This window comes from uncultured Porphyromonas sp., assembly GCF_938023125.1.
GTDB lineage: Bacteria > Bacteroidota > Bacteroidia > Bacteroidales > Porphyromonadaceae > Porphyromonas.
The window spans coordinates 15,152-28,703 of the sequence record NZ_CALHDW010000018.1 but is presented as its reverse complement, the minus strand read 5'-3'; the positions used below and the strand labels follow the sequence as shown (position 1 = coordinate 28,703).

The 13,552-nt window shown below is 49.5% G+C and carries 10 protein-coding genes and 1 other RNA gene; 9 read left to right on the top strand and 2 right to left on the bottom strand.

The window, feature by feature from the left end:
• Positions 1-99: 99 nt before the first annotated feature.
• Positions 100-1,995: a hypothetical protein gene (locus Q0090_RS06295; RefSeq protein WP_297948822.1), complete on the bottom strand. Its 1,896-nt coding sequence runs from the start codon at positions 1,993-1,995 to the stop codon at positions 100-102.
• A gap of 236 nt (positions 1,996-2,231) precedes the next feature.
• Positions 2,232-3,275, bottom strand: coding sequence for an Omp28-related outer membrane protein (locus tag Q0090_RS06290; RefSeq protein WP_297948820.1), 1,044 nt, complete (start codon positions 3,273-3,275; stop codon positions 2,232-2,234).
• A 540-nt stretch (positions 3,276-3,815) separates the two neighbouring features.
• On the opposite strand from Q0090_RS06290, the gene Q0090_RS06285 reads away from it, so the two are divergent.
• The 9 genes from Q0090_RS06285 (at position 3,816) to secDF (ending at position 13,444) form a co-directional block, all read left to right on the top strand.
• The gene (locus Q0090_RS06285) at positions 3,816-4,208 is read left to right on the top strand and encodes a DUF1573 domain-containing protein (protein ID WP_297948817.1); all 393 of its coding nucleotides are present in this window, start codon (positions 3,816-3,818) and stop codon (positions 4,206-4,208) included.
• An 82-nt stretch (positions 4,209-4,290) separates the two neighbouring features.
• Positions 4,291-5,412, top strand: coding sequence for a DUF1573 domain-containing protein (locus tag Q0090_RS06280; protein ID WP_297948815.1), 1,122 nt, complete (start codon positions 4,291-4,293; stop codon positions 5,410-5,412).
• Positions 5,413-5,470: 58 nt separating this feature from the next.
• Positions 5,471-6,595, top strand: coding sequence for a methylmalonyl Co-A mutase-associated GTPase MeaB (meaB, locus tag Q0090_RS06275; RefSeq protein WP_297948813.1), 1,125 nt, complete (start codon positions 5,471-5,473; stop codon positions 6,593-6,595).
• A complete protein-coding gene (locus Q0090_RS06270) occupies positions 6,588-6,929 on the top strand; it encodes a hypothetical protein (protein WP_297948811.1) in 342 nt (113 codons plus the stop codon). Before meaB ends, Q0090_RS06270 begins: the two co-directional genes overlap by 8 nt.
• Positions 6,930-6,932: 3 nt before the next feature.
• Complete coding sequence (gene trmB / locus Q0090_RS06265) at positions 6,933-7,721, top strand: tRNA (guanosine(46)-N7)-methyltransferase TrmB (RefSeq protein ID WP_297948809.1); 789 nt, start codon at positions 6,933-6,935, stop codon at positions 7,719-7,721.
• Positions 7,722-7,723: 2 nt separating this feature from the next.
• Positions 7,724-8,845 carry an Mrp/NBP35 family ATP-binding protein gene (locus Q0090_RS06260; protein WP_297948807.1) on the top strand — a complete coding sequence of 374 codons (1,122 nt, stop codon included), beginning with the start codon at positions 7,724-7,726 and terminating at the stop codon, positions 8,843-8,845.
• A 32-nt stretch (positions 8,846-8,877) separates the two neighbouring features.
• Positions 8,878-9,302, top strand: an RNA gene (gene rnpB / locus Q0090_RS06255) — RNase P RNA component class A.
• A gap of 85 nt (positions 9,303-9,387) precedes the next feature.
• Entirely contained in the window at positions 9,388-10,311 is a 924-nt protein-coding gene (gene rsmH, locus Q0090_RS06250) for a 16S rRNA (cytosine(1402)-N(4))-methyltransferase RsmH (protein WP_297948805.1), read from the top strand.
• 160 nt (positions 10,312-10,471) lie between these two features.
• Positions 10,472-13,444 (top strand): protein translocase subunit SecDF, encoded by a 2,973-nt coding sequence (gene secDF, locus Q0090_RS06245; protein ID WP_297948803.1) that lies wholly within the window; start codon positions 10,472-10,474, stop codon positions 13,442-13,444.
• Positions 13,445-13,552: the final 108 nt, after the last annotated feature.

The following is a 13,552-nucleotide window of genomic DNA, read 5'->3' as shown; positions in this document are numbered from 1 at the left end:
TTCTTGGAAACAAACCCTCGGAGAGAGTCTTTATCTCGCTTAAGGTGTAGGCCGTTAAGACTAAGGATAGGGCTCTCTCAGAGGGGCAAGGTGTATTATTTATTCTGCGTTTATAAATAGGCGTACCGAGCACTTAAGTCTGCTCATATAGCGCCCCACGTCAGAAGATGAGTCGGTAAAGAACATGCCCCAAGCGTAGAAGGGACCATTGTCGGTCGCTGACCAGAAGTAGCCATCAGACCCTTTTTGTACGACCGAGCCGGAGGAGGTAACCATACCCGAGGCGGGGAATTGTCTTACGATCTCTTTCTCTCCCGTCCAGAAAGAGGCTTTGGCAATATCTTCGACAGTGAGGGCTAGAGGAGTCTCTAGAGGTCGTGCTGTGATCTTTAAGAGCCTATCTCCGTCATTAGATATGAGTTCGTAGCGCCATGCGGAGACAAGCTCTGTCCCCTTATAGCGGAGGGCATATACGATACCATCGCCTGCGGCATGGTAGTCATTGGTCGATGTAACTTCTTTTCCGGCTACGGATACTGTTTCTGAGATATCCGTCTGATCGTAGGCTACAGCAAAATTGATATAGTCAATGGGGATCTTGTCTAGAGGAATGATAGACATCCACTCGGCTTGAGAGGGAAGGTGGTAGTTTACACCGTCTATCGTTGTCTTGAGAGCTTTTGTTTTGGCCTCCTCATAGGAGAAGAACCCACTGACGTCGCTCGCCTGTGTGCTAACGAGATGATCGCCATCTTGGTTGAGATTGTATTCTGCTACATATGCAAGAGGGATTTGGGGCTCCACTTGAGGTGCCTTGGTGGTGAACTCTTTTCGTACAAGAGGTCCCCACTTGTCGTCTGCATTTCTAGCAAGGGCAACGGCTACGTAGGTGGTTGCCGGATCTAGTCCTTCCCAGACTTGTGTCTGGGGCTCGGTGTAGAAGGGAAGTTGGGCTGTCTCTGGAGTATCTCTCAAGTATGTGAGCATTTCTTCCTCTGTCTTCGTTCCCTTCTTGAAGATACTTCTCCTAAAGGCTGAGGTGTTGACATTGGGCGTGGTTATGATGGTTGCCGTTTGCTCGGTAATCTCCGTCACTTCGATGGTACAGGATGCAGTCTCGGAGGTGCCCTTGGGTTTTGTAATCACCTTAAAGGTGTCGTAGAGATCGGAGTATTGCCCTTCGGCGTCAATTAGAACCACATAGAGGGTATACTCTACATTCTTTTTCAGTTCGCTAAAGGTCTTTTCTTTTACTCCTTCGTATGGCTTCCCCGTTTCAGGGTCTACCCCGAATTGTACTATATAGTGTTTCAAGTCGGGGATCCCAAGTTCCTGCATCTTCTGGTTGCGTGCAGGGTTGTTGGTCTCTTCGCATAGGAAGAAGTAGCCTTTAACGTCCCCATTGGGGGTCATCTTCGCCTTGAACCCATTGCCCTGCACCTCGGAGAAGTCCACTTGTATGGAGGGAGCTCCTTTGAGAGATCCTAGGGGTACGGTGAACCGGACGCGCGTAACATCTCCGGGGCAACCTAACTCATCGTAGGGCAAGAAGAGAGCCGTATAGCTATACCCTCGCTGCATGCTTGGTAGGTCGTATTGCATGTTCCCCTCTGCCTCAAAGATTTGCACTCCAGTACGAGCTGCCTCTTCGGGATCGAATAGTCGGAGACTCTGATACTCATCCATCTTTGCTGTCTGATGTGCCTCAAGAAGTACATAGGAAATACGTCGAACATTTTGCCCCACGGCGCCTACGTTCATCTTCATGGCTCCGGTTGCACCATCGGGTCTTGGGGCAATTTGAGGATGAAGTGCTAGATCTATGTTATCCGTTAGGAACTTGATGCTATCAAGGTGTTGGACACGATACGGAATGACTTTTCCGCTCTTGGTGTACAGGAGCATGCGTTCGCCATTCTGTGCCTGTGCTACAGCGGGCCGGAATAGCCCGAGGAACCCTACAAGGAGGGTTAGTAAGAGTAAGGATCTTTTCATTGCACTAAACCTATTTATTCGTATTAATAAGATTCCTAACTACTATGTCATGGGCGGTGTTTCTATGGGCAAATATAATAAAAAAATCACCCCCTTCGGAAAAAAGAGGGTGAAAAAAGTGAGTATTGGGGGTGGGGAGGAGTAGGGGCAGCCACCTGCACTTCGTAGCTAACGAAAGGCCCTCCCCAGCTAGCTGAGGAGGGCCTTTTCATTATTATAACCTAGGGGGTCGGTTATTAGTAACCTTTGCTACTGTTGACATCGGCATACTGAGAGTTGAGAACTCGTCCTTTCTTGTCTAGAACCATAACAACAACTCCAAGGTTTTCTTTTTGCCAATCGCTCTCGGGCGTGAAAGTGTACTCGCCGATATGGATGTTGTCATTGAACTTAATGTCCATCCCTAGAGGAGCCTTCTGGTAGAAATCGCGGAGTACGTGGTCAAATCTTTGGTTCTTAATAGGATTGCCCTTGTCGGGGAAAACCGCATTTCTCTGATCGGCATGGAGATTGTTTTCGTAGAGAGCAATACAGAGGCGAACGTCTGATGTAAAGGCGGGTTGGCGGCGTACTTTTACTTTCGCTACCACATCGTTCCCTTTGAGCTTCACGTCCATGGCGATACCAACCTGAGTAGTAAAGTCGGCAAACATCTTCTTGATTCCTTCAAAATTGGTGTTTGAAGAATACATGCGATTAGCCCTAATTGTTGGGTATTCTTGGATGCTCTGAGAAGCCATGAGGGGCTTGGCCAATGCGTCAACTGCAAAAGGATCAGATCCTTTTCCTATGTGAATCTCAAGGGTCACGAACTTAGGATCCTTATCGGCGTCTTCCAATATTGCATGGGCTCTAGGGCAATATTGACACCAAGTGCCTGTCCAGTCTTCGAGTAGGACGCGTGGAGTGGGGTTGAAGTCTTTCGGCTCATCCAGGGTTTCGTCTTTGGTAGCCGTGATGATAATTTCGTTGGAGACGGCATCCCCTACCTTAGCTACGATTTTGTATTCTCCGGGCGTCGTGGTGGAAAACTGTGCCCTCTCTAGTATTTCTCCATTAGCCGTAAATGTTGCTTGTTTTGTGTAGAATTCGTTGTTTTCGTCTCGTACAAGAAACATCGCTTTTTCTTGACCATCGGCTACGATCGAGTGCTTGTCGGTAGTTAGTATAAGCTTGGGTTGGGTGGGGCTTACCGGGTCCTGGCCGGAGTTTGATGAGCCCTTGCATGCTACTAACAATAGGGTTGCTAGTAAGAAATAGATGCTGCTAATCTTTTTCATTTTGATGAGTTTTAGTGTTTTTATCCTTTTTATTTCAGGAGTTCGTTGGGTTGTGAGGTTCCGTACAATCCTTAGGTTTGTTTGGAAACCTGGCGGGCTGAAGGAAAATCTCAACCTTTATATCGCAAAGGTAAGCAAAACATTGAATAAGCCACACTCCCCGGGCGGCGTGTAGCAATAGCATCTTGAGTCTCCTTTTTCGAGGAGATCGCTACCATCCCATGGGGAGGTACACCTCATTATATACAAGGTCTGCTTCTTGTTCGATACGCTCATCTCGTTTTGCTGTCTGCCTTGGCCCCCATTCCCTCTCTTGGGGCGGGGGAGGGGCCGGTACCCTTATTAAAGAGAGCGTGTATCGTCTGTTTCTCTCGCCTTGGGCGGTCGATTAACCTCAACTTGCGGCGCCTTTTGCACGCCTTCTCCCCTTAAAAAGAGATCGGTTTCCCAAAAAGCTTTGTATATTTGCGGAGCCGAGTAAACGTTGTCGGCGTTGTGTTGTCAAAGATGATAGATATAGTATAAGTAATATTCAATGCTATGAAGAAAGTTGTTTTTTTACTAGTCACCCTCTTTTTTTCCTTGGGTGTAGCTCTTGCTCAGGACGGCAAGAAGGATAATGGCGCCGTTATAAGCGCAGAAAAAACTGAGTTCGACTTTGGAACGATTAAGGAAGTAAATGGCCCTGTAAGCCACGTATTTGTGATAAAGAATGTGGGTACGGCTCCTCTCGTTATTACTAGAGTAAATGCAGCTTGTGGCTGCACTAAGCCCGAGTTTTCGACCGAGCCTATTGCTCCGGGTAAGGAGTCTAAGATTAAGGTCACCTACAATCCTGCCGGTCGTCCCGGTCAGTTTGTAAAGACAGTGGCCGTCTATAGCAATGGCAAGGACGGAGCCTTTACTCTTCAGATAAAAGGTACGGTAGAGTAAGCCGATACAGTAAATTTATATCCTCCCTCTGGGGTGTTCTTTCTATGGAGCATCCCCAGAGGGGGCGGTTTTTATCGTAGATATGAAACGAGCAATACACCATCTTGGGACCCTGCTTTTGGTCGCTCTTGTGCTCTCCTCTAGGGCTTATAGTGTATGGGCACAAGGGGCCGTGAGTGAAGCGATCCCTGTAATGACATTTGCAGACTCTGTTCACAACTTCGGCTTGGTAGCCGAGGAGAAAGGCCCCATTGGGTGCATTTTCTATTTTAGGAATACGGGTTCTGCCCCCCTCGTTATTACCAATGCTACGGCAGACTGTGGTTGTACCACCCCCTCTTATACCCGAGAGACGGTGGCACCCGGAGCTAGAGGCGAGGTGCGAGTAACCTATAATCCGGAGGGGCGCCCGGGTACTTTTGTTAAGAAGGTACGCATCTACTCCAATGCTGGAGAGCTCCCCAAAGAACTTGTAATCAAGGGAAATGTAACAACGCTCGGGGGGAATGAAGATCGGAAATATCAGCTTCGAGTGGGCGGTCTTCAGGTGAGCAATCATCTTCTTGCCTTCCCAATCGTGTCTGCCGAGGGCGATGCAACAATTCGTTTGGTTGTCAATAACCCTACCGATCGCCCTATTATGGTGCGCCTCCGCAAGGTGCCTAAGTTCGTTTCCATCAGTAAGACCGAGTTTACGCTGGAGCCCAACGAACCCGAAGAACTTTACCTCACCTCTTTGGTCTCTCCCAGGGATAAACCTGCACTCCGTTATGGGGTTTTTCATCTCGAAGCCTGTGATGCAGAGGGGAAAGTGAAAGAGAGTGCCGATGTTGAGGTGAGTATGCCTATTATCCCCGATGAGCTTATCTCGGGTACCGGCAAGAGCCCCAAAATGGATCTCGTGACCTATTACGATTTTGGGGAACGCCCCGCATCGGAGACAATCAAGGGACGTATTACGCTGGAAAACAAGGGGGAGGCTCCTCTCGAAATCTATAGTGTGGTCTCCGGTAATAAGGCTATAAAAATCAAAGCGACGAGTAAGACCATAGCCCCCGGAGCAAAGAGCGAATTGGTTTACAGCATCAATATGCGTGAGGTGGCTCGTCAGGGCGGTAAGCTCTCTCAGAATGTAGACATCTTGGTCAATGACCCTCATGGGCCTCTTCGTAAGGTGCGCTTCGAAGCCTCCATTAAGAAGTAATCCTTTGTGAAGCGGTTGCTCGAGACCCTTACCGAACGCTAGTAAGATTATTATCCCTATGGAAGATAAGCATCACCACCCGGAGAACGATCCGGCCTATAAGGGGCTTAAGGTGCAGAGTGGGGTGGCGTCTGCACCTCCTATTGTCAATCCGCATTTCCGGCGACGTCGTCTGCCGGAGCTCTCCGTTGAGCAGTATGTGGAGGCTATTGTGGCAGGGGATATTACGCGATTAAGTCAGGCTGTTACCCTTGTGGAGAGTACGCTGGAGGCTCATCGGGCTAAGGCGCAGGCGATTATAGAGGGGTGTCTACCCTATGCCGGCAAGAGTATCCGTATCGGTATTACAGGTGTGCCCGGGGCAGGCAAGAGTACAAGCATAGACTCTTTTGGTATGCACCTCGTGCGCCAAGGTCGTAAGCTCGCCGTCTTGGCCATCGACCCTACGAGTGAAGTGAGTAGAGGAAGTATCTTAGGCGATAAAACACGTATGGAGCAGCTTGCTCGTGAGCCGCATGCTTTTATTCGTCCGAGTGCAGCCGGAGATTCCCTGGGGGGTGTCGCCCGCAAAACGCGTGAGACCATCATCTTGTGTGAGGCTGCGGGGTTCGATACCATCTTTGTCGAAACCGTGGGTGTAGGGCAAAGTGAAACCGCCGTGCACTCCATGGTAGATTTCTTTTTGCTCATCCAGCTTGCCGGTACCGGAGACGAACTGCAAGGGATCAAAAGGGGGATTATGGAGATGGCAGACGGCATTATCATAAACAAAGCTGATGGGGAGAATGTGGATGCTGCACGACTCGCTGCTGCCCACTTCCGCAATGCGTTGCAACTCTTCCCCCGGACGGAGTCGGGCTGGGAGCCTAAGGTGCTTACTTATAGCGGTTACTATGGAATCGGGATTAAGGAGATCTTTGATATGATCGATAAGTACCGCCACTATACCGTAGATACCGGCTACTTCGAGCTCAAACGCCAGCGTCAAGCCAAATGGTGGATGTATGAGGCGATCAATGATGCCCTCAAGCATTCGTTTTTCCACAACGAGGAGATTGTGAAGCTCCTCCCGGAGATGGAGTACGCCGTGCAAACGGAGAGTATAACGCCCTTTGTGGCGGCTCATCGTCTCCTCTCTTCTTATTATAATAGTATATCACAAGAAACAATATATAATGAATAACGAACCCGAATCTTTTGAGTATGACGATAGCGAGGCTGTCGCCTATATCCGTAAGAAACTCTCCCCGACTCTAAAGGAGCGTCTCAGTGATGATGATATTGTTTACTTCGTGGATTTGATCTACGAATACTACGAAAGCCGTGGTATCATAGAGGAATTCGAAGACGAAAGTGACGATGCGGTAGTGGATATCGACCTCTCTGAGATTGTGGAATACATTATCAAGAATGCCAAGAAGGATCAAATCGGCTCTTTTACAGAAGAGGAAGTCTTGTCGATTGTAGAGGCAGAAATGGATTTCTGCGGCTTTGAAGAGGGAGAAGAAGAGGCTTAATAGATGGGCAAAAATAAACTCTCTAAGTTTGCAGATCTAGAGACCTTTTCGTGCGTTCTTCAGTACCCTTATGCACGTCTGGAGGCTGAGGGGTTCCCTCATAAAGGCTCTTGGCGTACGACCTATTTTGCCTCGCCCACTTCGCCTCTTGTAATAGAGCTGGGGTGCGGTAGGGGTGAGTACACCGTGGCGCTTGCCGCAAGCAACCCTGGGTCGCTCTATGTGGGATTCGACCGCAAAGGGGCGCGTCTGTGGGCAGGAGCCGGGGTGGCACATCGTACAGAGATGCCCAATGCCGCCTTTGTGCGTACCGATATAAATCTGCTCGATCACTTCTTTTCTGAGGGGGAGGTTAGTGAGATTTGGATCACCTTCCCGGATCCTCAGATGTCGAAGACAAGGGCAAGACTCGTCTCTTCGTTTGCCTTTCGGCTTTATAGGCGCATCCTGGCAAAAGAGGGCATTATCCATCTAAAGACCGATAGTCCCTTCCTCTACCAATACACGCAAGACCTCTTGGCGGTAAACGAGATTTCACCCCGCTTGGCTACAGACGATCTCTATGGCACGGGGCGCGAGGTGCTAGAGCAGATCCCCAATACACAGACGGCCTACGAGGCGCAGTGGCTGAGTCGTGGCAAGTCCATCAAATATATTTCTTGGCAATTGCCCCACAGAGAGACTTTTGTAGAGCCGGCGGAGGAGCCGGAGCATGACGATTATCATAGCTTCTCTCGTGGCGTAGTCTCTCCCCCTTCTTTTGAGGAAATAGAGAATAACAGATCTAAATAAATATGGCAACTCAATTATATCCGGCACTCATTATAGAGGCATTGAAGCATGTGCGTTACCCCGGTAGCGGCGTGGATATTGTCTCTTCGGAGATGCTGCAAGACGATATCCGCATAGAGGGATCTAAGGTATCCTTCTCGATTAAGTTTGCTAAAAGCAACGACCCCTTTAAGGCTTCTGTAATTAAAGCTGCAGAGCAAGCGATCTTGACGTATATAGCTCCGGATGTGGAGGTTCGTGGGAACGTAAAAGCTGTTTTTGACGAACCCCAAAAGGTGGAGCGCGAGAATCCTCTAGAGGGCGTGCGCAATACGATTGCCGTCTTCTCCGGAAAAGGCGGAGTGGGTAAGAGTACCCTTACCGCCAACTTGGCTGTAGCTCTCGCTCGCAAAGGCTATCGAGTGGGTTTACTGGATGCCGATATTTATGGCCCTAGTATGCCAAAAATGTTCGCTTGCGAAGATGCACGTCCCGAGATAGAGACGGTAGAAGGGCGAGGCGATACCATCCAACCCATTGTGGTGGCAGAGGGTATTAAACTGCTCTCCATCGGCTTCTTTGTGGATCCCGATAAGGCACTTCTATGGCGCGGTTCCATGGCTTCGAATGCGCTGAGTCAGCTCATCAAGGATGGTAATTGGGGAGAGTTGGATTATCTCCTTATTGATATGCCTCCCGGTACCAGCGACATCCATCTTACTCTTGTGCAGACCATCGGTTTGAGTGGGGCTGTTGTTGTGACAACACCTCAGGAGATTGCTCTCATTGATGCTCGTAAGGGTATTGATATGTTCCTCACCGATAAGGTAAATGTGCCTGTATTGGGTATTGTCGAAAACATGTCTTGGTTTACCCCCGAGGAGCTCCCCAACAATAAATACTATATCTTTGGGAATGGCGGGGGAGCTCGCCTTGCCGAAGAACTCGGCTTGCCGCTCCTGGGGCAAATCCCCCTCGTGCAAGGGGTTTGTGAAGCAGGGGACGAAGGAACTCCTGTGGCCCTAGGCGAAAATACGCTCCTTGCGGAGTATTTTTCTGAGTTGGCCGATCGTGTGGCAAAGCAGGTGGCTTTGCGCAATGAGACGTTGCCCGAAACCAAAAAGGTAATTGTCTCGAAGCATTGATAAATAACAGAGGATAGAAGCAAAATCTCTCTTTGGTAGACCGGTCTGTCGCTGCTCGAGGGGTAAAAGCCTTGGGGAGAGGAAAGTCCGGGCAACATAGAGCACCATGCTTCCTAACGGGAAGGCACTGAGTGTACCTCTATGGGGTATGCGAGGTGTAGTAGCGTAACAGAGAATAACCGCTCATCGAGGGCCTTTTAAGGGTTCTCTCGGTGAGTAAGGGTGAAAAGGTGAGGTAAGAGCTCACCGGGGTGGATGGTGACATTCGCTGCCGTACGTCTCATGGGTTGTAAGATCAAGTACACCGGCATATAGGAGTTGCTCGCGCCTTGCCGGGGGGTAGATTGCTAGAGCCATGCGGCAACGTATGGCGTAGATTAATGGCAGACGCTCCGTAGCCTTTCTCTCGTAGGGAGGCTGCAGAGTACAGAACCCGGCTTATAGGTCTATCAAAAAGAGCCCTTTTTGCTTTCTTATTGTGGGGTCGGATCCCACTCCCCATATCCCCAACATCGTTATAGTTACTCATAAAGAGATAGATCATGTATCACCTCCCCGTACTTTGTCGCGAAGCTGTAGAGGCTTTGCTTACTCGCCCCAATGGCGTCTATGCTGACGTTACAATGGGAGGTGCAGGGCATACGAGCGAGATTCTTCGACGCCTGGGCGATAAAGGCCATTTGTATAGTTTCGATCGAGATGGAGACGCTATTGCCAACGCTCCCGTGGATCCTCGCTTTACTTTTGTTGCCTCCGATTTCCGCTATCTCTCGCGCTGGATGCGCTATTTTGGCGTTGAGCATCTAGACGGAGTGCTGGCAGACTTGGGCGTCTCGTCCCATCATTTCGATACGGCCGAACGGGGGTTTAGTTTCCGCTTTGAGGGTGTTTTGCCCGATATGCGCATGAATAATCGTGCCGGCCGCACGGCTGCCGATCTTCTTAATACCTACTCTGTGGAGGCTCTCTCCGACCTCTTTTATTACTATGGAGAGCTCAAAGATGCTCGCCGCATTGCCGCTCTTATCGAGAAGGGGCGCCCCTCATCAGGGTACCGCACCATAGAGTCTTTGCTAGAGGTTTTGGCCCCCGTACTTCCTCCACAGCCTCCCCTGCGTCGTAAAAAGCTGAGTCAGCTCTTCCAAGCCCTACGCATTGAGGTCAATGACGAGTTGGGGGCACTGCGCACCTTGCTTACTAGCCTCACTAGTCTCCTCGCTCCGGGTGGGCGACTGGTGGTCCTAACGTACCATTCGCTCGAGGATCGCTTGGTAAAAGAGTGGGGAAAAGGTCTCTTGGGAGTCTCTCAGAGTGAGGCGGATAGTGATCCCATGGCGGCTATCTACGGACAAAAGAAGGGCGAAATAGAGGTGGTAACCCGCAAGCCCATTCTCCCCAGCGACGAAGAAATCGCAGAAAACCCTCGAGCCAGAAGTGCCAAAATGCGCATTCTGCAACGCCGCTAGGCACCTTTCCTAATACCTTTTTCGTCTTTCTTTTTTCGCTCTTAGAGAGAAAAGAAGCGATTATTAGATCTAATTCGTACCTATAAGGCAACTAGGTCAACAAAATCCTATAACTTTGCGGTCGTGGAAAAAAGTAACTGATATATAATAGTAACAACAGATGCAGAACAAAGGATTTGTGATATTTATCACGACAGCTTTGGCCATTATCTGTGCCTTCTACCTCTCTTTTACCCCGGTGGTGCAGCACTATGAGAAGCGCGCCGAGGCTCTTACGGCAGCAGGTCAAGATGGTAAAGCCTACCTAGACTCCATGGCAAACGAAAAGGTTTGGTTTGGATACACTCTCAAAAAAGCACGTACACAGCAGATCGGTCTTGGGTTGGACCTCAAGGGCGGTATGAACGTAGTACTTCGTCTGAATGCTAAGGATCTTCTCCGTAACTTGTCCGGGAAGAATGAGGATCCTAACTTCTTGAAGGCGCTAGATAACGCCGTTAAGAGCACACACTCGGGCGACTTTATTGATAAGTTTGTCGCAGAATACAAAGCTCTCGTGCCTAATGGGCAGCTCGCTGTAGTCTTCGGCAATGGTAGTCTCCGTGAAGAAATTTCTGCACGTAGCACCGATGCGGATGTGATAAAGATCCTCAAGGCAAAGTACGAAAGTGCTTCTGAGGCTTCTATCAATGTGCTTCGCACCCGTATCGACCGCTTCGGGGTTGTTTCTCCTAATATCCAAAAAATCGAGGGAGAAGGACGTATCCTTGTTGAGCTCCCTGGTGTAAAAGAACCAGAGCGTGTACGCGGTCTTCTCCAACAGAGCGCTAACCTCCAATTCTGGCGCACCTATACATACGCTGATGTAGAGAGCGATCTTATCGCAGCGAATGAGCGTCTCGCTGCTCTTGCCGGCGCTCCCGCTGTGGAGACGGAAGCTGTTGCAGTGGAAGACTCTACTGCTAATGGGGCTACTCCTGCAGCTGCTAATGCTTCAGATTCTAACGCCGTTGCCGAGCAACGCGCTCGTGAAGCCGTAGAAGCAATGGATAAAAAGATGGCCGAAGGCACGAAGCTTTTCGACCTTCTCCAGGTTGTAAACCGTGGAACGGTAGTGGGGCTTGCTCGTAACGCCAACCGTGCAGCTATCGACAGCATGCTCGAAGTGGCTCATGAGCGTGGCTTCATCCGGGAAGACCTCATGCTCCTCTGGGGTAACGATCCCTATGTAGATCCTCAAACAAAGAAGGAAACCGATATCTACGAACTCTATGCCATCCGTGGTAACCGCAATGGTGATCCGGACCTCTCCGGAGACGTGGTGACGGGAGCAAAGAGCGAAGTAAGTCAGGGTATTGCCAGCAAGGGCCCTGTTGTTACTATGACCATGGACGAAGAAGGCGCTCGCAAGTGGGCTCGTCTGACAAAGGATAATATCGGTAAGGCTATCGCCGTAGTTCTCGATGGCGTAGTGTACTCTGCACCTAACGTTAATAGCGAAATTACGGGTGGACGCTCGGAGATTTCCGGTCACTTCACAGTAGAGCAAACGACCGACCTTGCCAACGTACTCAACTCGGGTAAGATGGAGGCTTCGGTAATGATCGAGCAAGAAAACGTGGTAGGTCCTACCCTCGGGGAAGAATCTATCCGCTCTGGGATTATTTCGTTCTTCATCGCATTGATACTCCTTATGGTGTACATGTGCCTCATCTACGGTCTCATCCCCGGTCTTGTTGCAGACGCTGCTCTTATTGTTAATAGCTTCTTTACGCTCGGTATTTTGGCTTCGTTCCACTCCGTGCTCACACTCTCCGGTATTGCCGGGCTTGTGCTTACGCTGGGTATGGCCGTCGATGCTAACGTGCTTATCTTTGAGCGTATCAAGGAAGAGCTCCGTGCCGGCAAGTCTATGACGCGCGCCATCGCCGATGGCTATGGCAATGCATTCTCTGCCATCTTCGACTCCAATATCACCACCATCATCACCGCAGCTATCCTCTTCATCGTGGGTACGGGTCCTATCAAGGGGTTCGCTACTACGCTTATGATTGGTCTTGTTGCTTCTTTCATCACAGCGGTATTCCTTACTCGTATTGTGGTAGAAGCTCTTGACAAGAAGGGTAAGATGAATAAGGTGACCTACGCTACATCCATCTCTCGCAACATGTTGGTAAATCCCCAATACGACATCCTTGGTAAGCGCAAGATGGGTATTACTATCCCCGTTGTCCTTGTCATTGCCGGTATTGTAGGGCTCTTTACCCTCAAGCTCAATATGGGTATCGAATTCTCGGGTGGTCGCAATTATGTAATTGAATTTGACCAACCGGTACAAGTTGCTCAGGTGCGTGACGTACTCGCAGCTCCGTTCGATAACAAACTCGTCGTAACCTCTATTGGTTCTGATGGCACTCAGGTACGTGTTGCCACCAACTTTAAGGTAGAAGAGAATACAGCTGAAGTAGAAGACGAAATCAACACAATTCTCTACGAAAATACCAAGTCGCTTTACAAGAATGCTCCAGACAGAGAAACATTCCTCTCTACGGGTATCGTAAGCTCTCAAAAGGTGAGTGCAAGTATGTCGCACGATATTGCTCGCAAGGCTCTTATTGCGGTGATCTTGGCTCTCGTCTTCATGGCCGCTTACATCTTGTTGCGCTTCCGTCACTTGTCATACTCATTGGGAGCCTTTGCTTCTGTATCGGCAACGACATTGAGTATTATCGCATTGTACGTACTCCTCTGGCGCATTATGCCCTTCACGATGGAGTTGGATCAAAACTTCATTGCGGCTATTCTTGCCATCATCGGGTACTCTATCAACGATACCGTGGTAGTCTTCGACCGTGTACGTGAAACGGTAAAGAACTATCCTAATCGTGAGCCTCGCACGACTATGAATGACGCTCTTAACAGCACATTGAGTCGTACATTGAACACCTCAATTACCACCTTCCTTGTGATGTTTATCATCTTCATCTTTGGTGGAGCTTCGATGCGCAGCTTTACGTTCGCCATCCTACTTGGGGTTGTTATCGGTACCTATAGCACCTTGTTCGTAGCCTCTCCTATTGCTTACATGATCTGGGAGAAGCGTCGTAGCAAGAATCACCCTGCAACTAAATAATTTGTAGGCAGTATTTATGTTCTCTATAGGGGACAGTCTATCATCGTATAGGCTGTCCCTTTTTTCTGTTTTAGGGTACTATATTTGTGAAATCAGTATCTTCGCTAG

Bases quoted from the DNA above. Each gene is read 5' to 3' on its own strand.
- Q0090_RS06295 (WP_297948822.1), bottom strand. From the start codon at position 1,995: ATGAAAAGATCCTTACTCTTACTAACCCTCCTTGTAGGGTTCCTCGGG.
- Q0090_RS06290 (WP_297948820.1), bottom strand. From the start codon at position 3,275: ATGAAAAAGATTAGCAGCATCTATTTCTTACTAGCAACCCTATTGTTA.
- Q0090_RS06285 (WP_297948817.1), top strand. From the start codon at position 3,816: ATGAAGAAAGTTGTTTTTTTACTAGTCACCCTCTTTTTTTCCTTGGGT.
- Q0090_RS06280 (WP_297948815.1), top strand. From the start codon at position 4,291: ATGAAACGAGCAATACACCATCTTGGGACCCTGCTTTTGGTCGCTCTT.
- meaB (WP_297948813.1), top strand. From the start codon at position 5,471: ATGGAAGATAAGCATCACCACCCGGAGAACGATCCGGCCTATAAGGGG.
- Q0090_RS06270 (WP_297948811.1), top strand. From the start codon at position 6,588: ATGAATAACGAACCCGAATCTTTTGAGTATGACGATAGCGAGGCTGTC.
- trmB (WP_297948809.1), top strand. From the start codon at position 6,933: ATGGGCAAAAATAAACTCTCTAAGTTTGCAGATCTAGAGACCTTTTCG.
- Q0090_RS06260 (WP_297948807.1), top strand. From the start codon at position 7,724: ATGGCAACTCAATTATATCCGGCACTCATTATAGAGGCATTGAAGCAT.
- rsmH (WP_297948805.1), top strand. From the start codon at position 9,388: ATGTATCACCTCCCCGTACTTTGTCGCGAAGCTGTAGAGGCTTTGCTT.
- secDF (WP_297948803.1), top strand. From the start codon at position 10,472: ATGCAGAACAAAGGATTTGTGATATTTATCACGACAGCTTTGGCCATT.